Source organism: Oryzihumus sp. JJN4-3R (genome assembly GCF_057747915.1).
Map to the genome: position 1 here is coordinate 1,637,663 of NZ_CM173229.1, position 22,071 is coordinate 1,659,733.

Consider the following 22,071-nt stretch of genomic DNA (forward strand, 5'->3'; position numbering starts at 1 on the left):
AGCGGGCGCGTTCAGCGGGCGTCGTGCCCGGCGGGTGCCCCGGGCTTCTCAGGCGCCTCGGGCACCGCGGAGGCCCGGACCGGGAGCCGGACCGTCAGGACCGTCCGACCCGGACGGGAGTCGATGGCGATCGCGCCGCCGTGGCGCTCCTGGACGATGCGCCGGGCGATGTCGAGGCCGAGGCCGGTCCCCTGCCCCACGTCCTTGGTCGTGTAGAACGCCTCGAACGCGCGGGCCGCCACCTGCGGGCTCATCCCCGGCCCGGTGTCGCCGATCTCCACGACGACCTCCCCGTCCTCGCCGCGCGTCGCGATCCGCAACGTGCCGGCCCCGCCCATCGCGTCCACGGCGTTGTCGATCAGGTTGGTCCACACCTGGTTGAGCTCGCCGGCGTAGGCGGTGAGGGGCGGCACGTCCTGGCCGTACTCCCGCACGACCGTGACCCCGTCACGCAGCTTGTGCCCCAGCATCACGAGGGTGCTCTCCAGGCCGTCGGTCACGTCCACGACCTGCATCGAGGCGCGGTCCATCTGCGAGTAGGAGCGCACTGCCGCCACGAGGTCGGAGACCCTGCGGGTGGACTCCCGCACCTCGCCCAGGAGCGTGGTGGTGTCCAGGGTGCTGGCCACCCAGGCCAGCCCGGGCGCGAGCGCGGTCCCCTGGAGAGCGGCGGCGGCCCGGTCGCACCAGTCCCGGTCCACGCCGGCGACGGCGAGCGTCGAGGCGATGCTCCCCGCCCGGGCCACCCCGTGCTCGGTGAGCCAGTCGGCGAGCTCGTCCTCGAGGTCGGCAACCGCCAGCGGATCGAGCGCCCTTGTCCCGGGCCGGATCTCGCGGCGCAGCTCGTCGAGGGCGGTGAACTGGCGGGCCGAGATCTCGTCGTGCGCGAGCCGGCCGAGCGAGGAGAGCAGCGTGTCGCACGCGTCCTCGAGGGCGGCGACGGCCCGGGTCGCGGCGGCTGCCGGGTTGTTGATCTCGTGGGCGAGGCCGGCGGCCAGGGTGCCGAGGGTGACCAGGGCCCCGCGCTGCCGGACGGTCGACTCGATGGAGCGCGCCGTGCCGTAGAGCCCCTCGATGAGGTGGCCGGCGAAGGGGAACCAGGCGAAGGACCGCTCGCGCAGCGCCGCCGCAGGCACCCGCAGCACCCGCCCGTCCGCCACGCCCCGGCCGGTCGCGAGGTAGACGCCGTGCTCGTCCCAGGCGCGGAACCCCCCGGCCCAGCGCCCCGGCACGTCCATGCTGCCGACCACGGTCTCCTCCCGGCCGACGTGCCGGACCAGGTGGATCGACCCGTCGACCAGCACCCACCAGTGGTCGGCGTGCTCGCCCTCACGGAACAGGTCGACCCCGGGCTGGATCCGCACCTCCGTCCCGGCCGCCAGCAGCTCGGCCAGCTGGGTGTCGGTCAGGCCCTCGAAGACGCTGAGCGGGCGCAGGTCGTCGACGCGCATCAGGTGGTGGCCAGGTAACGGTGGACGAGGTGGACGGCCATGGCCCCCTCGCCGACGGCGGAGGCGACCCGCTTCATGGAGTCGAGGCGCACGTCGCCGGCCGCGAACACCCCGGGCACGCTGGTCTCCAGCGCGAACGGGGCCCGCGGCTGCGACCATCCCGTCGGGCGTCCCGGCAGCAGCAGGTCCTGGCCGGTGACGACGAAGCCCTTGTCGTCGCGGACGACGTCCGGGCCGAGCCACCCGGTGCGCGGTGAGGCGCCGATGAACACGAACAGCCAGCTCGCGGGCACCTGCTCGATCGCGCCGGAGTCCCGGTCCACGAGCGTCAGCGACTCCAGGTGACCCTCCCCGGAGGCCGCGCGCACCTCGCTGCGGCAGCGCACCTCGATGTTGGGTGCCGCCGTGATCCGCTCGACGAGGTAGCGCGACATCGTCAGCTCCAGCGTCGCCGCCCGGACCACCAGGACCACCCGCTTGGCGAACCGGGCCAGGTTGAGCGCGGCCTGGCCGGCCGAGTTCGCGGCACCGACGACGTAGACGTCCTCACCCTCGCACTGGCTCGCCTCGCTGGCGCTGGCGCCGTAGTAGACGCCCCGGCCGGTGAGCTCGGCGAGGCCGTCCGCCTCCAGGCGGCGGTAGGACACGCCCGTGGCCACGACCAGCGCCCGGGCCTCGATCTCGCCGCCGCCCTCGAGCAGCACCGCGCGGACCGGACCGCGCGGCTCGAAGCCGCTGACGTCCCGGGCCAGGACCAGCTCGGCGCCGAAGCGGACCACCTGGGCCAGCGCCCGCTGGGCCAGGTCGGACCCGGTCAGGCCCTTGGGGAAGCCGAGGTAGTTCTCGATCGACGCGCTCTGCCCCGCCTGTCCGCCCGGCGCCTCCCGCTCGACGACCACGGTGCTCAGACCCTCCGAGGCGGCGTACACGGCAGCGGCCAGGCCGGCCGGCCCCCCGCCCACGATGCACACGTCATACAGGGGCTGGCGTGCGGTGGTGCGCAACCCCAGCGCTCCGGCGAGGTCCAGCACCGACGGGGAGGTGAGGGTCGCCCCCTCGGGCAGCAGCACCAGCGGGAGGTCGGCGGCGGACGCCTGCGCGAGCCCGGCCAGCCGCTGCGCCTCGGCGTCCCGCTCGACGTCGTACCAGCGGTAGGGCACGTGGTTGCGCGCGAGGAAGGTCTTGACCTCATAGCTGCGCTCGGACCAGCGGTGCCCCACCACCCGGACGTCGGAGGTGTGGTCGGGGTTGGCCTGGTGCCAGTCGCCGAGGAGGTCGTCGAGGACGGGGTAGAGCCGCTCCTCGGGCGGGTCCCACGGCTTGAGCAGGTAGTGGTCCAGCCCGATCTCGTTGATGGCCGCGATGGCCACGTCGGTGTCGGCGTAGGCGGTGAGCAGCACGAGCTTGGCCGTCGGGGCGTGCGTGCGGGACTGCTCGAGCAGCTCGATGCCGGTCATCTGCGGCATGCGCTGGTCGGCCGCGATGAGGGCCACGGGCTGGTCGCGCAGCGCGAGCTCGGTCAGCGCGGCCAGCGCCTCGGCCCCGGACGTCGCGCGCACGATCCGGTAGTCCTCGCCGTAGCGGCGGCGCAGGTCGCGGCCGATGGCGGCGGAGACCTGGGGGTCGTCGTCGACGGTCAGGATGGTCGGTCTGGTCATGACCTCAGCCTTCGGGCGACCTCGTGGCCCGCCGCGTGCAAAGGCCTGAGGGACGATGGAACCGGCTACCTCCGCAGCATAGGTGCGGGGTGGGCCGCGGCGGCAGGGCCCGAGCGGCCACACCCGCGGCGGATGATGGGGCGGTGAGCAGTCCGCTGCCCTACTGGGTCGCCGTGGGCATCGGCGCGGTGACCTGCACGGTCCTGTGCGTGGCGTGCCGGCGGTCGCCCGGGCCGTGGACCCGCTGGCCAGGGCGGGTGATCGCGGTCGTGCTGGCGACCGACGCGGTCGTCTTCCTGCTGTCCCCCGTGGTCAACGGGCGCTGGTCGGTGCAGACCTCGTTGCCGCTGGCCCTGTGCGACCTGGCCCTCATCGTCGCCGCCGTGGCGTGCTGGGCACCGTGGTGGGCGCTTGCCGTGGAGCTGACCTACTTCTGGGGCCTGACCGGCACGCTGCAGGCGGTCCTGACCCCGGACCTGTCCGCGAGCTTCCCGCAGCTGGAGTTCTTCGAGTTCGTCGTCGGGCACGTCGGGATCGTCATCGCCGCGCTCTACCTGGTGGTGGGTCTGCGGCTGCGCCCCCGGCCGGGGTCGGTGCCCCGCGTCTTCGCCATCACCGTGGCGTGGACGGCCGTGGTGGGCGTGTTCGACTGGGCCACCGGGTCCAACTACATGTTCCTCGCCGCGACCCCGCAGAACGTCTCGCTGCTCTCGGTCCTCGGCCCGTGGCCCTGGTACATCCTCAGCGCCGCCGGGGTGGCCTTGGTCCTGTTGCTGCTCCTGGACGCACCCTTCCGACGCCGCCGCACCGTCTCCCGGTGACGCGCCCTCGTCCGCCTCCGCCCGGCATCTCGCGCCGCTGGGTGAGGACAGCAGCGGTATCGCGCGGGCGCGGCTGTGCCGCGTCCCTCACCGACCGGTCCCGCCCCTCACCGACCGTCCCTCACCCAGGTGAGTGGCGGCATACTTGGGGCCCGAGGACAGACAGGAGTGCCCGTGGGCCGGTGTTCGCGCTACCACTCCGACGGGGAGCGCTGCGCGAACGCGACCGACGCCTCGGACGGCTGGTGCCGGCAGCCGGGCTGTCAGGGCTTCATCCGCCCCAGCGGCGACCTCGCCCCGGAGAGCCACCGCGCGCTGCGCGGCACGGCCCGGCACATCCGCGAGACCGGTCACGTGCCGGTCGACATCGAGCTCGACGAGGTCGAGGACATCCGGATCAGCCAGCGCGCCGAGGACAGCTTCCGCTTCCACCACGGCGGCTCCGGCGCGGCGGCCCGCACGCAGCTGACGGCGATGCTGGAGGACTTCCTGCTCAAGAGCGCCCGGTCCTACCGTGACGGCTACGCCCACCTGGCGCGGGCCGGCTTCCACCTGTCCCTGTCCCCCGACCTCAGCACCGTCGTCGGCTACTCGACCGTGCACCGCGAGCGCACCTGGGAGCAGGTCAAGGCCGACGTGCCCTCCCGCTTCCCCAAGGTGCGCCGCGCCTCCCCCAGCCCACACCGCCGCGACCGCTCCGGCGCGCAGCCCCCGGCCGGTCCGGTGCTCGACCCGGCCGACGTGGGCGCGGCAGTGGACCCGTCGACGGTCCACCTCACCGGCCTGATCCGCACGAACTTCGCGCGGTTCGCCGGGCTGCGGCAGGCCAGTGACGAGGAGCTCGACGCGGCGCTGCGGGCCCGGCTGGGCGCCCTCGCCGGCGGCGAGCTGGGCGCGCCGCGCGAGTTCGGCGTGGAGATCATCGCCGGTGGGCTGCGCTGGATCATCAGCCCCGACGCCCGGATGGCGATCAACGTCGGGCGGCTGCGCGGCGCCGACGCCCAGGCGGACGATCGGGCGGACGAGCCCCGAGCGGGGTGATCGGTGCGGGGCTCGTCCGCGGCAGTGCGGGTGGGCCGTCCGAACGTGAGGACGGGGGCGCCGCACGGTGTGAGACTGGCGGGAGACCCCGACCGAGGAGGACCGGCATGTCACGCGTGGTGCACTTCGAGATCCAGGCCGACGACGTCGAGCGGGCCAAGGCGTTCTACGCCGCGGCGTTCGGCTGGGACTTCCAGGACTGGAGCGGGACCACCGGCTCGGCGTACTGGGGCATCCTCTCCGGCCCCGAGGACGAGCCGGGCATCAACGGCGGCCTGCTCCAGCGGCCGGTCCCGGCGCCGGCGCCGCAGCAGGGCACCAACGCCTTCGTCTGCACGATCGGCGTCGGTGACTACGACGAGACCGAGCGCCGCATCCTGGGCGCCGGCGGGCAGGTGGCCCTGCCCAAGATGGCCCTGACCGGGATGGCGTGGCAGGGCTACTACCTCGACACCGAGGGCAACACCTTCGGCATCCACCAGCCCGACCCGAACGCGGCATAGCCGGCCCGGGCCACTCGCGCGGTCGACGCCTCAGGACGGTGGGGAGTCCGGGCCCGCCCCGCCGCGCCAGTAGCCGGGGTCGGTGCCGGGCTCGACCCGCTCGACGTCGAGCGAGCCCTCTGCCAGCAGGTCGTCGACCAGCTCGACGCTGCCGCCGATGCCGGTCCACGGCAGGTCGATCTCGGTGGCGACGAACCACGCGCGGTCCGCGGGCCACATCAGGTTGGGGCTGTTGCCCGGGCGCGGCTGGCCGGGCGCCATCTCGGCGGCGCCCCACTGCCCCGCCTGGCCCAGCGGCCCACGGAAGAGCAGGTAGTCGCGCGCCGGGATCCTGACCCGCGGGCCGGCCATCACCTCCGGCGGGAACGCGGGAGCGACGGTGAGCCGGACGGCCTGTCGCGCCAGGCGGCGCTGGACGAACCCCTGGTACATCGCGATCGACGGACTGCCCCGGATCCAGCCGAACCCCTCCCACAGGCCGAAGAAGCAGTCCCCCGGTGTTGTGGTGTGCCGGCCCAGGACGGTCAGCAGCCGCTGCAGGGTCGCCGGTTCGAGGTCGCCCCGGCGGTTCATGAGGTCATCCGGGTCGCCTGCGTCGTCACCCTGGCCGGCCGGGTGGAACAGGCGCGCGTATCGCGCGTAGCCGCCCGGTCCCAGCGCGCACAGCTGCCGCCACTGCTCCGTGCGAAGCGCGAACCAGTCGGCCTGCGACACGTCCGGCTCGAAGCGAAGGGACATGCGCCGACCGCCCTTCGCTGCGCTGGAGCGGGCGCCCCCCGTTGGCCCCCGCGATGGTCACGGTCTATGGCATCCAGCGGCGTCGGTCAACCAGCAACGGCCCGGAGGTCGGCGACGATGACCGTGACGTCGTCCTCGGCCTCGGACACGGCGAAGGTGTCCATGAGGTGGTCACAGAGGTCGGCCGCGGACTCGGGCCCGCCCCGGACGGCGGACTGGAGCAGGGCCAGGGAGTCCTCGAGCCGCATGTCCCGCCGCTCGATCAGACCGTCGGTGTAGAGGACGAGCCGCGTCGACGGGCCGATGGCCTTGCCCTTCTGCCGGTACGGCGTGTTGGCGACCACGGCCAGCGGCGGCTGCCCGGTGCCGCCCAGCAGCGTGGTCGTGGCAGAGGAGCTGAGGACCGGCGGCGGGTGACCGGCGTTGGCCCAGGTGATCCGCCCCTGATCCGGGTCGATCGTCAGGTAGCAGCAGGTGGCCAGCAGGTCATCGCTGCCCAGCTCCATCGCCGTCCGGTTGAGCCGGCGCATGACGGTGCACGGCTGGGACCCCGGGCGGGAGCGGTCCCGAAGGCTCTGGCGCAGCTGTCCCATCCGGGCCGCGGCCGTGACGCCGTGCCCGGACACGTCGCCGATGACCACGGCGAACCTGCCGCGCGGGAGCTCGAAGGCGTCGTACCAGTCGCCGCCGACCTGCGCCGTCAGCCCGGAGGGGCGGTAGCGCACCGCGAGGTCCAGCCACGGCAGCCGGGGCAGCGTCCCCGGCAGGAGGGCGCGCTGGAGCTCCTCTGCGATGTCGTGCTCGGCCTGGTAGAGCCGCGTGCGTTCGAGCGCGGCCGCGCACAGGTCGGCGATCAGCTGCATGGTCTCGAGCTCGGCCGGCGGGAACGACTGCTCCTCGCTCCAGCCGAACCCCACCGATCCGAGCGCCACGTCGCCGTGGACCAGGGGCAGGATCGCGAAGGCACGCTCGGCCACCGTGACGGATGCCAGCGCGGGATAGAGCTCGTCGCGTTCGCGGATCGAGCGCATCAGGACCGGCCGGCGCTCGGACAGCGCGTCGCGGGTCGGCAGCGGGGCATCGAGCGGGTAGGTCGCGAACTCCTCCGCCACGTCGCTCGGGGTCCCCGTCGCCGCGACCAGGTGCAGGGTCCGGGTCCGTGGGTCCAGCAGCGAGACGTCGGACAGGCTGGCCCCCAAGGCAGCGGGCGCCTCGGCGGCGAGGACGTCGACGACGTCCCCCGGCACCCGGGCATACGCCAGGCGGATCGTCAGCGAGGTGATGGCCCGGGTCCGCGCCAGCTCCTCCTCGACGGCACGGACCCGCCGGCGCAGGGCAGCCGTGTCGGTCTGGGCCTCCGCAGCGACCGACGGCGCGCCGGCCGGAGGAGGAGCGACGTCGTGCCCGGTCACACGTCAAGGCTCGGGTCGGGCCGGGCCCGCCGTCCAGATGCCGTTGGTCCGAGGTTCGTCAGGCAAAGGGAGCAGGCGCCCGCGGAAGGCCTAGCTGAAGGGGACGGTGACTGGGCCCGGCGACCGTTGGTACACCGCGAAGAAGTCGCGGTCGTCGGGGACGAGGTAGCGGGTGTCCGACTGCATCGGGTTGCGTCCGACCTGGGTCGGGGTGAGGCCGTGGAGGTGGGTGTAGGTGACGAACGTGTGCCATTCGGGGTTGATGTCGAACTCCATCGCCCGCACCGCACCGAGGTGCTGGAGGATCTTGGCCAGGGTGATCACCGTCTGGCCGGGGGCGGCGACGTAGATGAGATTGCCGCGTCGGTCGATGCCGACGCCGGTCCGCCAGACACGGGTGACCCCGCCGAGCGTGTAGCCCCATTGGGGGCTGTTCGGGTTCGAGTTCAGCGCGGGATTGACGCGGCCGTTCTCGACGATCGGTGCCAGGCTCTGGCGGGCCCACGCCACGTCCGGCCCGGCGTTCGCGCCGCCCCTCCAGCTCACGATGTCGACGTGCCCGTCGCGATAGCCCACGAGCGTGGCGTTGCCGCGCTTCAACGGTTCGTTCACGAGGCCGTTGTCGGTCGAGCCGTTGTGGCCGTCCACGTAGGTGAAGCCCCCGTTGAAGGTGGCAAGCAACCGCGAGCGCTGCGAGTTCGGGACCATCATCGGCCCGCGCACGGCGGCGCGCGGTGGCTCGTACCGGCCGGGGTAGAAGCCGATCGCGGTACGCGTGTGGTCGAACCAGCCGACGTACGCGACGATGCTCGGGTAGTCCGGATCAGGGCGATAGGTCGTCACCAGCACCGGTGCGCCCTTGTCGAAGCGCGGGCCGACGGGCACCCAGACACCTTCACCGGCCAGCGGGTGCGGGAAGACCGGCGTGACCGGCCTCGGCCAGGCCGAGGCCTCCCCGGGCGCCGCGGGGGCCTGCAGGCGGCTCCGTGGGGGCTGGCGCAGCCCGACGGCGGGCAGGCTCTTCAGCGACGGCCCGCCCCTCTGGGGCGCGGTCCAGCTGTAGTAGGCGTGCTCGACCTCGTCGACCAGCGGGTTGCCGAAGGGCACCTCGGCCCTCACCCACTCGACGCTGCGCACGCCGGGAGACATGCTCGTCGGCTGCAGCATCCAGGCCCCGTACGACACGATCGCCCACAGCAGCAGGGCCAGGAGGGGCACGGACGCCAGGAGGCGTCGACGTCGTCGACGTGCGACAGCAGCCGGGTCGCGCAGCTTCCGCCGGCGGTCCCGCCCGGTCCCGCCGGGGGCCGCGCCGGGCAGTGAGTCAGCCGCCGCAGGTGGCACGCCCACCCCGGGACCCGTGCCCGTGCGTTGTGGATCATCCATCCTGACCGCCCGTCCTCTGCCCCTCCAACGCCTGACCGCCCGCGTGTGCTGCGCCTCCTCGTCCTCCGGCAGTTCGAGAGCGCCACCGTGCTGACGGGCTCATCTAAGCCTCAACAGCTTCAGGCTGTCTGTGAAACGCCTGCACAGTGGGCTGCGCAGACGGTCGCCGTCGTCGGTGGCTCAGGGGCGTGGCACCGGGTAGCCCAGGCGCTCCAGCCTGCTGGGCTTCCTCGGGGACGAACGTCCAGAAGACCCAGCGTCTGCCGTCATCGAGGAGCAGCTCGATCCCGGTCGACCACCAGATGCGCGTCGCGCGAACCCTTCGCACCTGCGCTCGATCGACGCTCCAGGGGCCGGTGAGCTGGCGAAGTCCGAACCGCGGCCGGAACGACAGTCGCTCGCTCGTGGCGAGAAGGCTGACCAGCGGCCACGTCACGTTCTGCATGGGTGACCGTTGCAGGCCGCCAACGGCCTCCCACGCGTCGTCGCCCATTGCCCGCCTCCCCTGCCTGACCGTCACAGTCTGGCGGAGGCGCCGTCGGCTCAGACGTTGAAGCGGAACTCGACCACGTCGCCGTCGGCCATGACGTAGTCCTTGCCCTCCATGCGGACCTTGCCGCGCGACTTCGCCTCGGCCATCGACCCGGCGTCGACGAGGTCGTCGAAGGAGACGATCTCGGCCTTGATGAACCCGCGCTGGAAGTCGGTGTGGATGACGCCGGCGGCCTGCGGGGCGGTCCAGCCCTTGCCGATCGTCCAGGCGCGCGACTCCTTCGGCCCGGCGGTCAGGTAGGTCTGCAGGCCGAGGGTGTGGAAGCCGACCCGGGCGAGCTGGTCCAGGCCTGACTCCTCCGCGCCGAAGCTCTGGAGCAGCTCCAGCGCCTCGTCGGCCTCCATCTCCATGAGGTCCATCTCGAGCTTGGCGTTGAGGAAGACGGCGTCGGCGGGCGCGGCGAGCTCGCGCAGCGAGGCCTGCAGCTCGGTGTCGGCCAGCTGGTCCTCGTCGAGGTTGAAGACGTAGATGAACGGCTTGGTCGTGAGCAGCCCGAGGGTCTTGGCCTCGGCGAGGTCGACCCCGGCAGCCGGCCCGGCGGCATACAGGGTGTGGCCCTCCTCGAGGACCTTCTGCGCGGCGACGGCCAGCTCGAGGGAGGCCTTCTTGTCCTTGTTGATCCGGGCCTCCTTCTCGAGGCGCGGCACGGCCTTCTCGAGGGTCTGGAGGTCGGCGAGGATCAGCTCGGTGTGGATCGTCTCGATGTCGCTGGCGGGGCTGACCTTGCCGTCGACGTGGACGACGTCACCATCCTCGAAGGCCCGCACGACCTGGCAGATCGCGTCGGCCTCGCGGATGTTGGCCAGGAACTTGTTGCCCAGGCCCTCCCCCTCGGAGGCGCCGCGGACGATGCCGGCGATGTCGACGAAGCTCACCGTGGCCGGCAGGATCTTCTCCGACCCGAAGATCTCCGCGAGCCGGCCCAGGCGCGAGTCGGGCAGCGGCACCACGCCGACGTTGGGCTCGATCGTCGCGAACGGGTAGTTCGCCGCGAGCACGTTGTTCTTGGTCAGGGCGTTGAAGAGCGTGGACTTGCCGACGTTGGGCAGGCCGACGATGCCGATAGTGAGAGCCACGGGGTCAGGAGTCTAACGGCCAGACCCGGTATGCCGTGAATGCAGCAGGAGGGCCCGGTCACCTGGACCGGGCCCTCCCTCGCGTCAGGACGCGATGTGCTGGATCAGAACGCGCTGGTGCCGTTCGGCGTGCCCAGGCCCGTCGGGCCGTCCCAGCCGGCGCCGGAGGTGCACCACACGGTGGTCGTGCAGGTGCCGTTGGAGCCGGAGGTGACGTCGTTCAGGCCGGAGGTGTGCGCCCAGGTGTAGGACGCGGGGTAGCCGGAGGTGTTGCCGGAGAGGGCGTAGACGCTGCCGATGATCGGCGACGAAGCGCTGGTGCCGCCGTAGACCTGCCAGCCGCTACGGCCCTGGTAGACGGTGGAGTCGTAGACCGCGACGCCGGTGTTCGGGTCGGCGACCGCGGAGACGTCCGCGTTGGCCTTGCCCGAGCACTGGGTGGCCGAGGTCTGCCAGGTCGGCTTGGCGTTGAGGGTGGAGCAGCCGCTGCCGGCGCCGCTCCACGCGCTCTCGCTCCAGCCGCGGGCGTTGCCAGCCTTGGTCAGGCTCGTGCCACCGACGGCCACGACCGTCTTGAAGGAGGCGGGCGACTCGATGCCGTAGCCGTTGTCACCGGTGGACGCGGTGATCGCGATGCCGGGGTGGTCGTAGGCCGCAAGCTGGGAGCTGTCCGAGCCGCCGTAGCTGTTGCTGATCGCGGCGACGCCCTGGGTGGCGGCGTAGTTGACGGCCGTACCCAGGTCGGCGAACGAGGCGGACTTGGCCTCGACGAGCAGGATCTTGCAGTCGGGGCAGGCCGCCGAGACCATGTCGAGGTCCAGGCTGATCTCGGTCGCCCAGCCGGCGTCGGTCCTGGGAAGAGCGGTGGTGCTGCCGGTCTGGCTCACCTTGCGGAAGCAACCGTTGGCCGTGGTGCAGGCCGGCAGCCCGAACTGCGAGCGGTAGGTGGCGAGGTCGGCCTCGGCTGTCGGGTCGTTGTACGCGTCGACGATGGCGACGGTGCGGCCACCGCTGGAGGCGCTGGTCAGGCCGTAGGCCGAGCGGATGTCGCTGGGGCCGAGGCCGCTGGGGGTCACGTTCGCGACCGGCTTGCCCGAGGCGTCGGTGACGACGATCGCGTTGCAGCTGGCGTAGCCCTTGGCGGGCGCGGCGCAGATGTGCTCGGTGCCACGGGCGGAGCCGGAAGGTGTTGGCTGGGCCATGGCGCTGGTCGTCGTGCCGACCAGCAGGGCCGCGGCAGCCGATCCGACCGCCACAGACAGGGTGAAGCGCTTCATGAGACCTCCAGATCGGGGGTGGCCCGGGCTGGGCCACGGCGGGATCGTGTGTCGTGAGACGGACGTCACGCCATCCCAAACGGGCGATTCCGGAAGTTCTTGCACTGGATCGGCGCAATCATGACGATCCCTTGACCTGCGTCAGGCAACCGCATGGCAATGCAGGGCGTTGCGGCCGAGCCGTTGTCGGTGGCGTGTGCGACGGTCTGCGCCATGGGAATCGTGTTGGCGTTGCTGGGAGGCCTGCTGCTGGGGGCCTTGGGAGCGGTTGTGGTCTGCCGCCTGCTGTTCGCGGGGCGCTCGGCCGCTCTGACGACCGAGCGTGACCTGCTGCGCGAGCGCATCGTCGACCTGGAGGCGGCCGTCAGCGACGACGCCCAGACCGCGACGATCCTTGCCCCCCTGCGTGACGCCCTCGGCCGGGTGGAGCGGCAGGTGAGCACCCTCGAGCGGGACCGGGTCGAGCAGTTCAGCGCCCTGGGCCAGCAGCTGACCGCCGTGTCGAGCACGACGGAGGCCCTGCGCTCCCAGACGGCCTCCCTGGCCGGTTCGCTCAACGCCTCCACGGTGCGGGGCTCCTGGGGCGAGGTGCAGCTGCGCCGGGTGCTGGAGCACGCGGGCATGCTCCCGCGCTGCGACTTCGACGAGCAGGTCAGCGCGATCAGCAGCCACGACAAGGGGATTCGCCCTGACGTCCTCGTGCGCCTCCCCGGCGGCAAGTGCCTCGTCGTGGACTCCAAGGCGCCGATGACGGCCTTCCTTGCTGCGCAGAGCGACACGATCGACGCCTCCGAGCGGACCCGCCTGCTGGCCAGCCACGCCGCCTCCCTGCGCGGCCACGTCGAGCAGCTCGCCGCCAAGGCCTACTGGTCGGCGTTCACCACCTCACCGGAGATGGTGGTCTGCTTCGTGCCCGGCGACGCCATCCTCGCGGCGGCGCTCTCGGCCGAGCCCGGCCTGCACGAGCAGGCCCTGAGCCGCAAGGTCGTCATCGCCTCCCCCGGCACGCTGATGGCGCTGCTGCGCACCGTCGCCTTCACGTGGCAGCAGGACGCGCTGACCACCAATGCCCGCCAGCTGCTCGATCTCGGCAACCAGCTGTACGCGCGGCTGGGCACCCTGGGCTCGCACGCCACGAAGATGGGCGCCTCCCTGCAGAAGTCCGTGGAGAGCTACAACGCGCTCGTCGGGGCGCTGGAGGCCCGGGTGCTCGTGACCGCCCGCAAGATGCACGACCTCGAGCTCGCCGACACCCCGCTGCCCGAGCTCATGCCGCTGGAGGTGGGGCCCCGTCCGCTCACCGCGGCCGAGCTGCTCGACGCGCTCGACACCGAGGTGGCTCGCCCCCAGATCGGTCCGCAGGTCGCGCCGCAGCACGTGGACGGCGCGGCCGAGGGGCACCGCTCCGCGTCCTGAGGACGTGCTCACCACGGGCCGGCGCCCTCGGGGCGCCGGCCCGTGGGCAGTGCAGGGAGCTCGCGGTCAGTGCAGAGAGCTCGCGTCCAGCGCGGACGGGTCGTGGCGGACCTTCTCGGGGTCCTGCCCCGACAGGCGCTTCATGTCGCGGCGCAGCTCGTTCGGCAGGGCGAACAGCAGGCTCTCCTCGGCCGAGACGACGGTCTCGACGTCGCCGTAGCCGCGCTCGGCCAGGAAGGCCAGGACGTCGCGGACCAGCACCTCGGGGACGCTGGCGCCGGAGGTGACGCCGACCGTGGCGACGCCTTCCAGCCAGGCCGGGTCGATCTCGTCGGCGTAGTCGACCAGGTGCCCGGCCTTGGCGCCGTGCTCCAGGGCCACCTCGACCAGGCGCACCGAGTTGGAGGAGTTGCGCGACCCGACGACGATCATCAGGTCCGTCTGGGCGGCCATCTGCTTCACCGCGAGCTGGCGATTCTGCGTGGCGTAGCAGATGTCGTCGCTCGGCGGGTCCTGCAGCTCGGGGAAGCGCTCCCGCAGCCGGCGCACCGTCTCCATCGTCTCGTCGACCGACAGCGTGGTCTGCGAGAGCCACACCACCTTGGCGGGGTCACGCACCTCGACGTTGGCCACGTCGTCCGGGCCGTCGACCAGCGTGATGTGCTCGGGCGCCTCGCCGGAGGTGCCGACGACCTCCTCGTGGCCCTCGTGGCCGATGAGCAGGATGTCGTAGTCGTCGTTGGCGAAGCGGACCGCCTCGCGGTGGACCTTGGTGACCAGCGGGCACGTGGCGTCGATCGTCTTCAGCGAGAGGGCCCTGGCCTCCTCGTGGACGATCGGCGCGACACCGTGCGCCGAGAAGATGACCGTGGCGCCCTCAGGGACCTCGTCGGTCTCGTCGACGAAGATCGCGCCGCGCTTCTGCAGCGTGGTGACGACGTGCTTGTTGTGCACGATCTCCTTGCGCACGTAGACCGGCGGCCCGTACAGCTCCAGGGCCTTCTCGACCGTCACCACCGCACGGTCGACACCGGCGCAGTAGCCACGCGGCGCGGCGAGCAGGACACGCTTCGTCGAGTCAGTCACCGCCCCATCGTAGGTCGACTGCCGGTGCCCGACGGTCACGGGGACCCTCGTCGCCGTTGTCGGGGACCCCGCCGAGGCGGGGGGCCGGAGATGCCCAACCGGCATACCGGCGTCGGTCCCCGCACCTAGGGTTGCGGCGTGAGCAGTCCAGCCCCCCTCCCCGAGCGCGCGGCCGACACCACGGCTGAGCAGCCGTGGCCGGTGCGGCTGCTCAGCCTCAAGATCGCCGACTACGTCGACAAGATGTCCCCGCTGTGGGTCGAGGGGCAGGTGGTCCAGCTCAACCGCCGGCCCGGGGCCGCGACGGCCTACCTCACCCTGCGTGACGCCGACGTGGACATGTCGCTCAGCGTCACCATCCGGGTCAACGCCCTCGACGCGATGGCGGCGCCCCTGACCGACGGCGCCCGGGTGGTCATCCAGGCCAAGCCCACCTTCTGGACCAAGCGCGGCACGCTGCAGCTCGACGCCCGCCAGATCCGGCCGGTCGGGGTCGGCGAGCTGCTCGCCCGCCTCGAGCACCTCAAGCGCACCCTCGCCGCCGAGGGGTTGTTCGACCACGACCGCAAGCGCCCCCTGCCGTTCCTGCCCCGCACCGTCGGCCTCGTCTGCGGGCGGGCCAGCGCCGCCGAGAAGGACGTCGTCGAGAACGCCCGGCGCCGGTGGCCGGCGGTGCGCTTCGCCATCCGCCAGGTCGCGGTCCAGGGTCCCGGCACCGTGCCGGAGGTGACCGAGGCCCTGCGTGAGCTCGACGCCGACACCGAGGTGGACGTCATCGTCATCGCCCGCGGCGGCGGCTCCTTCGAGGACCTGCTCGGCTTCAGCAACGAGGCGCTCGTGCGCGCGGTCGCCGACTGCCGGACGCCGGTGGTCAGCGCCATCGGGCACGACGTCGACACCCCGCTGCTGGACTTCGTCGCCGACTGGCGCGCCTCCACCCCCACCGACGCCGGCAAGCGGGTCGTGCCCGACGTCCACGAGGAGCGGGCCGGCCTGCGGACCAGCTGCGAGCGCATCCGCCGGGTGGTCGGCGGCCGGGTCGAGTCCGAGCGGCGGCACCTGTCCACCCTGATGTCCCGACCCGTCATGGCCGACCCCCACGCCGTCCTGTCCGTCCACCGCCGTGAGCTCGACGGGCTGACCCACCGGGCCCGGCAGCGCGTCGAGACGGGGTTGCACCGCGCCCAGGACCAGGTCGGCCACCTGCGGGCCCAGGTCCGGGCACTCTCACCGCAGGCGACCCTGGACCGCGGTTACGCGGTGGTCCAGCACGCCGACGGGCACGTGGTCATGGACCAGGCCGAGGTCCGGGCCAAGGAGCTGCTGCACGTGCGTGTGGCCCGCGGCGACTTCGGCGCCACGGCGGTCGGCTGAGGGCCGGCGGACAGGCGCCCGGGGGCTTGCGTGATGCGAAACCGACAATTGGGCCTAGGGTGATGGGCGTGGCAGCCAAGGATCAGCAGGGCTTCGGCGACTCCGAGGGACAGTTCCCCGACATCGCCGACCTGACGTACGAACAGGCCCGCGACGAGCTCATCGCCATCGTCGCCCGCCTGGAGTCGGGGCAGGTCGGCCTCGAGGAGAGCCTCGGCCTGTGGCAGCGCGGCGAGGCCCTGGCGGCCCACTGCAGCACCTGGCTCGACGGCGCCGAAGCCAAGCTCGGCAAGGTCAGCAGCAGCAGCAGCTCCTGACCGGAGCGCTCAGCGGACCGGGCGGAGGGTGGCCGCGAAGGCGGCCAGCTCGTCATACGGGCCGGTGCCGGTCACGATCGTGGTGAGGTCCTTGGGCCCGCTCCCCCGGCGCACGAGGCTGAACTGCACCTTGTCCTTGCGGTCGACCTTGGTCCACGTCGAGCCCGCCACCTGCAGCGTCCCCTCCTCGCGGCCCCGGTTGGTCTGCGCCTCGACCCACTCGCTCGTCGCCCCCTGGGTCTGCTCGATCGCGACGTAGTCGCCCTTGGGCGACTGGTAGCCCGCGTGCCAGGTCATGAAGTCGCCGGTGGAGCGGACGAAGCGCACGCTCGTGGCCTTCCAGCCGTCCGGCAGGCCCTGCGGCTGCAGGATCGGCCAGTGGGTCTGCGCCCGCACCTGCTGGGCGACCGAGGTGACGTCCACCGGAGGCTGGGAGATCGCGTTCGGCCGGGGCACCATCGCCACCCACACCACGACGAAGGCCATCACGACCAGCATCGAGATGATCATGCTGCGCAGGTTGCCCATGCCACGGCGGCGACCGCCCTGCCCGGGGGCCGCACTGGGGGTCGCACTGGTGGGGGAACTCGTCGCGCTCACCCCCCTATCGTCGCCGACGACACGACCGCGGGTCGAACCGGCCCGTCACCGGGCGTCAGCGACCTGCGCGGGACCCCGCTAGAGTCGCCCTGTCGCCGCCGTTGACGGAAGGACCCGCATGTCCGAGGACCACCTGCCCGCAGCCCTGAAGGTCGGCTACGAGCGCCCCGACCGCAACCTCGCCCTGGAGCTGGTGCGGGTCACCGAGGCCGCCGCCATGGCCGCGGGCCGCTGGGTGGGCCGCGGCGACAAGAACGGCGCCGACGGCGCGGCCGTGCAGGCCATGCGCACGATGATCTCGACGGTCTCGATGAACGGCGTGGTGGTCATCGGCGAGGGCGAGAAGGACGACGCCCCGATGCTCTTCAACGGCGAGCAGGTCGGCGAGGGCACCGGCCCGGACGCCGACGTGGCGGTCGACCCGATCGACGGCACGACGCTGTGCGCCAAGGGCCAGAGCAACGCCATCGCCGTGCTCGCCGTCGCCGACCGCGGCACGATGTACGACCCGAGCGCCGTGTTCTACATGGACAAGCTCGTCACCGGCCCGGAGGCGGCCGAGGTGGTCGACATCCGGCTGCCCGTCGCGGAGAACATCGCCCGGGTCGCCAAGGCCAAGGGCGACAACCCCTCCGACATCACCGTGGTGATGCTCGACCGGCCCCGCCACCAGGGGCTGATGGAGCAGGTCCGCGCCACCGGCGCCCGGCTGCGGCTGATCTCCGACGGCGACGTCGCCGGCGCGATCATGGCCGCCCGCGAGGACACCGGCGTCGACCTGCTGCTGGGCACGGGCGGCACCCCGGAGGGCATCATCGCCGCCTGCGCGATCAAGTGCCTGGGCGGCGTGATCCAGGGTCGGCTGATGCCCCGCGACGACGAGGAGCGGCAGAAGGCCCTCGACGCCGGGCACGACCTCGACGCGGTCCTCACCACCCACGACCTGGTGCGCGGTGAGAACTGCTTCTTCGTCGCCACCGGCATCACCGACGGCGAGCTGCTGCGCGGCGTGCGCTACCGCGCCGGCGGCGCCTCGACCCACTCGCTGGTGATGCGCTCCAAGAGCGGCACGATCCGGGTGATCGAGAGCGAGCACAAGCTCTCCAAGCTGCGCGCCTACAGCGCCATCGACTTCGAGCACGCGTCGCCGGCCCAGGGCTGACCGCCGTGGCCGAGCGCACGCTGGTCCTGGGCGAGGCCCTCGTCGACGTCGTGCACGAGGCCGACGGGACCCAGCGCGAGCACCCGGGCGGCAGCCCCACCAATGTCGCGGTGGGTCTCGCCCGCCTCGGCCACGCGGTCGAGCTGGCGACCCGGATCGGGCAGGACGAGCGGGGCCGGGAGATCACCGACCTGCTCGACTCCGAGGGCATCGCGCTCGTCGAGGGCAGCCAGGTGGCCGCCCCCACCTCGGTCGCCGAGGCGACCCTGGACGCCACCGGCGCCGCGAGCTACCACTTCGACATCCACTGGGACCTGCCCGGCCAGGTCGACACCGGCGACGTCGCGCACGTGCACACCGGCTCCATCGCGGCGGTGCTGGAGCCGGGCGGGGCCAAGGTGCTCGACCTGGTGCGGGCCACGCGGGACCACGCCACGGTCTCCTACGACCCCAACGCCCGCCCCTCGCTGATGGGCGACCCGGCCACGGCCCGCGAGCGCGTCGAGGCCCTCATCGCCCTCAGCGACGTGGTCAAGGCCAGCGACGAGGACATCGCCTGGCTCTACCCGGGCGCGGCGCTCCCCGAGGTGCTGCGCCGCTGGGGCACCCTCGGCGCCGTCGTCACCGTCGTGACCCGGGCCCACGAGGGAGCCGTCGTCGGGCTGAGCACCACCGGACAGCTGGTGAGCGTCGGCGCCACGATGGTCGACGTCGTCGACACGGTCGGCGCGGGCGACTCGTTCATGTCGGGCCTGCTCTCCGGCCTGCTCGACGCCAACCTGCTCGGCGGACCGGAGGCCCGGGAGCGGCTGCGCGCGGCTGCGCTGACCGACATCGAGCCGGCCGTCCACCGCGCCCTCACGTGCGCGGCCGTCACTGTCTCGCGCGCCGGCGCCAACCCCCCGGGTCGCCACGAGCTCTGAGCCCCGGTGTGCCGGGTCCCCGCCACGCGCGGGCAGCCGTAGGTCAGGCTCCCGTGAGGTCCTTGTCCTGCATCTCCCACGCGTGGTCCAGCACGTGCCAGGCGATGCGCCGCGCCGCATAGCGCGGCGGCCAGCTCCTGGCGCGACCGAGGCCCAACGCCTCACCGTCCCAGGGGCGGCGCAGCGCCGCAGCGATGCCGACCCGCAGGGCCCGGACCGCCGCCTCGTCGCCCAGCTCCGGCTTGGGCGCCGCCACTCCGATCTTGCGGGCATAGGCGTGCTCGGCGCCCAGGACGTGCGCCAGCATCGGGTCACGGTCGCGTCCCCCGCCCCGTGGCCCCTTGGCCAGGTCGACCGAGGTCCGGGCAGCCACCGCGTCGAGCTCGGCCCAGGCCGCCTCCACGCAGCGGGCGAGCCGGTCGCCCTCCTCCGTGGACATCGGGCGCTCGTCCCCGGGCAGGACCGCGTCGATGGCCCCGAAGTCGGTCGTGGCGTTGCCGGGCACCCGCTCGACCACCTCGAAGGTCACCGCGTCCGGCGCGAAGACCACTGGCAGCCCGGTGCGCCGCGCCACGGGCAGGTAGCGGCCGGCATACTCCGCGAGCGCGTCCAGCGCGGCCTCGTCACCCCTGCCGGAGCGCGCCCATCCGGGCCAGTCCAGCGCGACGGCGAACGTCCTGCTGCGTCCCTGCTCCAGGTAGACCGGGATCGCACCCATCACCCCTCCAGCGGCTCGCTCGTTGGACGAGTGGATCCTGCCACGGCGGCCCGACACCCAGCCCGAGCAACCGTGACGCACGTCTCCACTGGTGTGCTCATTACTCTGGGGGGCGTGGCGGGAGGCCGTCACCACCTGGAGACACCCGAAGGAGCGTCAGTGCCCGAGTTCGTCTACGAGGACCTGCTACCCACCGGACCCGACCACACGGCATACCGCCTGCTCACCACGGAGGGCGTGCGCACGGTGGAGGGCCCGGGCGGCCGGATGTTCCTGGAGGTGGACCCCGAGGCCCTGCGGCTGCTCACCGAGACGGCGATGCACGACATCGCGCACTACCTGCGACCGGCCCACCTGGCCCAGCTGCGCCGGATCATCGACGACCCCGACGCCAGCAACAACGACAAGTTCGTCGCGCTCGACCTGCTCAAGAACGCCAACATCGCCGCCGGCGGCGTGCTGCCGATGTGCCAGGACACGGGCACGGCGATCGTCATGGGCAAGCGCGGGCAGCACGTCCTCACCGAGGGCGGCGACGAGTCCGCGATCGCGCGAGGCGTGTTCGACGCCTACACCCGGCTCAACCTGCGCTACTCGCAGATGGCCCCGATCACGACGTGGGAGGAGAAGAACACCGGCTCCAACCTCCCCGCGCAGATCGAGCTCTACGCCGACACCGCCGAGGGCCACGAGACGGCCTACAAGTTCCTCTTCATGGCCAAGGGCGGCGGCAGCGCCAACAAGTCCTTCCTCTACCAGGAGACCAAGGCCGTCCTGAACCCCGAGCGGATGCTCGCCTTCCTCGACGAGAAGCTGCGCTCCCTCGGCACGTCGGCCTGCCCGCCCTACCACCTGGCCATCGTCATCGGCGGCACCAGCGCCGAGTTCGCGCTCAAGACGGCCAAGTACGCCAGCGCGAAGTACCTCGACGAGCTGCCGCGCGAGGGCACCGTCGCCGGCCACGGGTTCCGCGACACCGACCTCGAGGAGCAGGTGCTCGAGCTCACCCGCAACTTCGGCATCGGAGCGCAGTTCGGCGGCAAGTACTTCTGCCACGACGTGCGCGTCATCCGCCTCCCCCGCCACGGCGCCTCGCTGCCGATCGCGATCGCGGTGTCCTGCTCGGCCGACCGCCAGGCGCTGGGCAAGATCACCCCCGAGGGCGTCTTCATCGAGGCCCTGGAGACCGACCCGGCACGGTTCCTGCCCGAGACCACCGACGAGCACCTCGAGGACGACGCCGCGGCCGACGTGGTGCGCATCGACCTCAACCGGCCGATGGACGAGATCCGCGCGGAACTGACCCGGCACCCGGTCAAGACCCGGCTGTCCCTGACCGGACCGCTGGTCGTGGCCCGCGACATCGCCCACGCCAAGATCAAGGAGCGCCTCGACGCCGGCGAGGAGATGCCGCAGTACCTCAAGGACCACGCCGTCTACTACGCCGGCCCGGCCAAGACCCCCGAGGGCTACGCCAGCGGGTCGTTCGGCCCGACCACGGCGGGGCGGATGGACTCCTACGTCGAGCAGTTCCAGGCCGCCGGTGGCTCGATGGTCATGCTGGCCAAGGGCAACCGCTCGGGCCAGGTGACCAGCGCCTGCGAAGCCCATGGCGGGTTCTACCTCGGCTCGATCGGCGGCCCGGCCGCCCGGCTGGCCCAGGACTGCATCAAGTCCGTCGAGGTGCTGGAGTACCCCGAGCTGGGCATGGAGGCCGTCTGGAAGATCCAGGTCGAGGACTTCCCGGCCTTCATCGTCGTCGACGACAAGGGAAACGACTTCTTCGCCTCGACGATCAAGCCGATGGCGATGAGCATCCAGAAGCGGCCGGGCCTGTGAGCGGGCCGGTGCAGGACCGCCCCAGCACCCCCAGCGAGGCGTGGGCCGCGCTCGAGCAGGGCAACGCGCGCTTCGTCTCCGGACGTCACGAGCACCCCAACCAGGACGTCGCGCGCCGGCACGAGCTGGCCGCGGCGCAGAAGCCGTTCGCGCTCGTCTTCGGCTGCGGTGACTCGCGCGTCGCCGCCGAGATCATCTTCGACCAGGGCCTCGGCGACCTGTTCGTCGTCCGCACCGCCGGGCACGTCATCGACTCCGGCGTGCTGGGCTCGATCGAGTTCGGCGTCGCCGTCCTCGAGATCCCGCTCGTGGTCGTCCTCGGCCACGACTCCTGCGGGGCGGTCTCCGCCACGATGAACGCGGTCGAGCACGGCGTCCTGCCCGCCGGCTACATCCGCGACATCGTCGAGCGGGTCACCCCGAGCGTCCTGACGGCCCACCGCAAGGGCCTGACCACGGCCGACGAGGTCGAGGCCGAGCACGTGCGCCAGACGATCCGGCTGCTCGCCGAGCGCTCCTCGATCGTCGGCGACCGGGTCGGCGACGGGCGCCTGGCGGTCGTCGGCGCGACCTACGCGCTCGACGAGGGGCGCGCCCAGCTGGTGGAGGCGATCGGCGACATCGACTGGGACTTCAGCGACGTCTGAGCACCGAGCGCCCCCACGCGCCGCCCCTGTGCAAACGACGACGGCCCGCCCGGATCTCCCGGGCGGGCCGTCG

At 72.6% G+C, this 22,071-nt stretch carries 20 protein-coding genes; 10 read left to right on the forward strand and 10 right to left on the reverse strand.

The annotated features are described in order from the left end of the window. Positions 1 to 11 precede the first annotated feature (11 nt). Positions 12 to 1,451 (reverse strand): ATP-binding protein, encoded by a 1,440-nt coding sequence (locus AC3ANM_RS07465; protein ID WP_488287510.1) that lies wholly within the window; start codon positions 1,449 to 1,451, stop codon positions 12 to 14. Further along, positions 1,451 to 3,109: an NAD(P)/FAD-dependent oxidoreductase gene (locus AC3ANM_RS07470; protein WP_488287511.1), complete on the reverse strand. Its 1,659-nt coding sequence runs from the start codon at positions 3,107 to 3,109 to the stop codon at positions 1,451 to 1,453. The genes AC3ANM_RS07465 and AC3ANM_RS07470 overlap by 1 nt, the downstream gene beginning before the upstream one ends. Before the next feature lie 143 nt (positions 3,110 to 3,252). Here AC3ANM_RS07470 and AC3ANM_RS07475 point away from each other — a divergent pair, with 143 nt between their 5' ends. The 3 genes from AC3ANM_RS07475 to AC3ANM_RS07485 all read left to right on the forward strand — a co-directional run bounded on the left by AC3ANM_RS07475 (position 3,253) and on the right by AC3ANM_RS07485 (position 5,474). Next, entirely contained in the window at positions 3,253 to 3,930 is a 678-nt protein-coding gene (locus AC3ANM_RS07475; RefSeq protein WP_488287512.1) for a YwaF family protein, read from the forward strand. A gap of 174 nt (positions 3,931 to 4,104) precedes the next feature. Continuing rightward, complete coding sequence (locus tag AC3ANM_RS07480; RefSeq protein WP_488287513.1) at positions 4,105 to 4,971, forward strand: hypothetical protein; 867 nt, start codon at positions 4,105 to 4,107, stop codon at positions 4,969 to 4,971. Between the two features lie 107 nt (positions 4,972 to 5,078). Beyond that, positions 5,079 to 5,474, forward strand: coding sequence for a VOC family protein (locus AC3ANM_RS07485; RefSeq protein ID WP_488287514.1), 396 nt, complete (start codon positions 5,079 to 5,081; stop codon positions 5,472 to 5,474). Between the two features lie 30 nt (positions 5,475 to 5,504). On the opposite strand, the gene AC3ANM_RS07490 is transcribed toward AC3ANM_RS07485, so the two are convergent. From AC3ANM_RS07490 to AC3ANM_RS07510, 5 genes are all read right to left on the reverse strand, one after another. Next, positions 5,505 to 6,212, reverse strand: coding sequence for a hypothetical protein (locus AC3ANM_RS07490; RefSeq protein WP_488287515.1), 708 nt, complete (start codon positions 6,210 to 6,212; stop codon positions 5,505 to 5,507). Positions 6,213 to 6,298: 86 nt separating this feature from the next. Then, the gene (locus tag AC3ANM_RS07495) at positions 6,299 to 7,624 is read right to left on the reverse strand and encodes a PP2C family protein-serine/threonine phosphatase (protein WP_488287516.1); all 1,326 of its coding nucleotides are present in this window, start codon (positions 7,622 to 7,624) and stop codon (positions 6,299 to 6,301) included. 90 nt (positions 7,625 to 7,714) lie between these two features. Continuing rightward, entirely contained in the window at positions 7,715 to 8,842 is a 1,128-nt protein-coding gene (locus AC3ANM_RS07500; RefSeq protein WP_488287517.1) for a phosphodiester glycosidase family protein, read from the reverse strand. A 711-nt stretch (positions 8,843 to 9,553) separates the two neighbouring features. Continuing rightward, positions 9,554 to 10,639 carry a redox-regulated ATPase YchF gene (gene ychF, locus AC3ANM_RS07505; protein WP_488287518.1) on the reverse strand — a complete coding sequence of 362 codons (1,086 nt, stop codon included), beginning with the start codon at positions 10,637 to 10,639 and terminating at the stop codon, positions 9,554 to 9,556. Positions 10,640 to 10,743: 104 nt separating this feature from the next. Next, on the reverse strand, positions 10,744 to 11,916 hold the full coding sequence (locus tag AC3ANM_RS07510; RefSeq protein WP_488287519.1) for a S53 family peptidase: 1,173 nt from the start codon (positions 11,914 to 11,916) through the stop codon (positions 10,744 to 10,746). A gap of 213 nt (positions 11,917 to 12,129) precedes the next feature. Between AC3ANM_RS07510 and AC3ANM_RS07515 the strand changes: the two genes are divergently transcribed. Beyond that, a complete protein-coding gene (locus AC3ANM_RS07515; protein WP_488287520.1) occupies positions 12,130 to 13,332 on the forward strand; it encodes a DNA recombination protein RmuC in 1,203 nt (400 codons plus the stop codon). Between the two features lie 66 nt (positions 13,333 to 13,398). On the opposite strand, the gene AC3ANM_RS07520 is transcribed toward AC3ANM_RS07515, so the two are convergent. After that, positions 13,399 to 14,418, reverse strand: a complete 1,020-nt coding sequence (locus AC3ANM_RS07520; RefSeq protein WP_488287521.1) for a 4-hydroxy-3-methylbut-2-enyl diphosphate reductase — start codon at positions 14,416 to 14,418, stop codon at positions 13,399 to 13,401. Positions 14,419 to 14,556: 138 nt separating this feature from the next. Here AC3ANM_RS07520 and xseA point away from each other — a divergent pair, with 138 nt between their 5' ends. Beyond that, positions 14,557 to 15,792, forward strand: a complete 1,236-nt coding sequence (xseA, locus tag AC3ANM_RS07525; RefSeq protein WP_488287522.1) for an exodeoxyribonuclease VII large subunit — start codon at positions 14,557 to 14,559, stop codon at positions 15,790 to 15,792. A 68-nt stretch (positions 15,793 to 15,860) separates the two neighbouring features. Beyond that, entirely contained in the window at positions 15,861 to 16,109 is a 249-nt protein-coding gene (locus AC3ANM_RS07530; protein WP_488287523.1) for an exodeoxyribonuclease VII small subunit, read from the forward strand. Positions 16,110 to 16,118: 9 nt separating this feature from the next. Here AC3ANM_RS07530 and AC3ANM_RS07535 read toward each other — a convergent pair whose 3' ends face one another. Then, positions 16,119 to 16,709: a DUF4245 domain-containing protein gene (locus AC3ANM_RS07535; protein ID WP_488287524.1), complete on the reverse strand. Its 591-nt coding sequence runs from the start codon at positions 16,707 to 16,709 to the stop codon at positions 16,119 to 16,121. A gap of 118 nt (positions 16,710 to 16,827) precedes the next feature. Between AC3ANM_RS07535 and glpX the strand changes: the two genes are divergently transcribed. Together glpX and AC3ANM_RS07545 are read left to right on the forward strand one after the other, a co-directional pair. Continuing rightward, positions 16,828 to 17,871, forward strand: a complete 1,044-nt coding sequence (gene glpX / locus AC3ANM_RS07540; protein ID WP_488287525.1) for a class II fructose-bisphosphatase — start codon at positions 16,828 to 16,830, stop codon at positions 17,869 to 17,871. A gap of 5 nt (positions 17,872 to 17,876) precedes the next feature. Further along, positions 17,877 to 18,794, forward strand: a complete 918-nt coding sequence (locus tag AC3ANM_RS07545) for a carbohydrate kinase family protein (protein WP_488287526.1) — start codon at positions 17,877 to 17,879, stop codon at positions 18,792 to 18,794. Between the two features lie 43 nt (positions 18,795 to 18,837). Here AC3ANM_RS07545 and AC3ANM_RS07550 read toward each other — a convergent pair whose 3' ends face one another. Next, entirely contained in the window at positions 18,838 to 19,512 is a 675-nt protein-coding gene (locus tag AC3ANM_RS07550) for a hypothetical protein (protein ID WP_488287527.1), read from the reverse strand. A gap of 159 nt (positions 19,513 to 19,671) precedes the next feature. Between AC3ANM_RS07550 and AC3ANM_RS07555 the strand changes: the two genes are divergently transcribed. After that, the gene (locus AC3ANM_RS07555) at positions 19,672 to 21,351 is read left to right on the forward strand and encodes a fumarate hydratase (RefSeq protein ID WP_488287528.1); all 1,680 of its coding nucleotides are present in this window, start codon (positions 19,672 to 19,674) and stop codon (positions 21,349 to 21,351) included. Beyond that, the gene (locus AC3ANM_RS07560) at positions 21,348 to 21,998 is read left to right on the forward strand and encodes a carbonic anhydrase (protein WP_488287529.1); all 651 of its coding nucleotides are present in this window, start codon (positions 21,348 to 21,350) and stop codon (positions 21,996 to 21,998) included. Before AC3ANM_RS07555 ends, AC3ANM_RS07560 begins: the two co-directional genes overlap by 4 nt. The last annotated feature ends 73 nt before the right edge of the window (positions 21,999 to 22,071 follow it).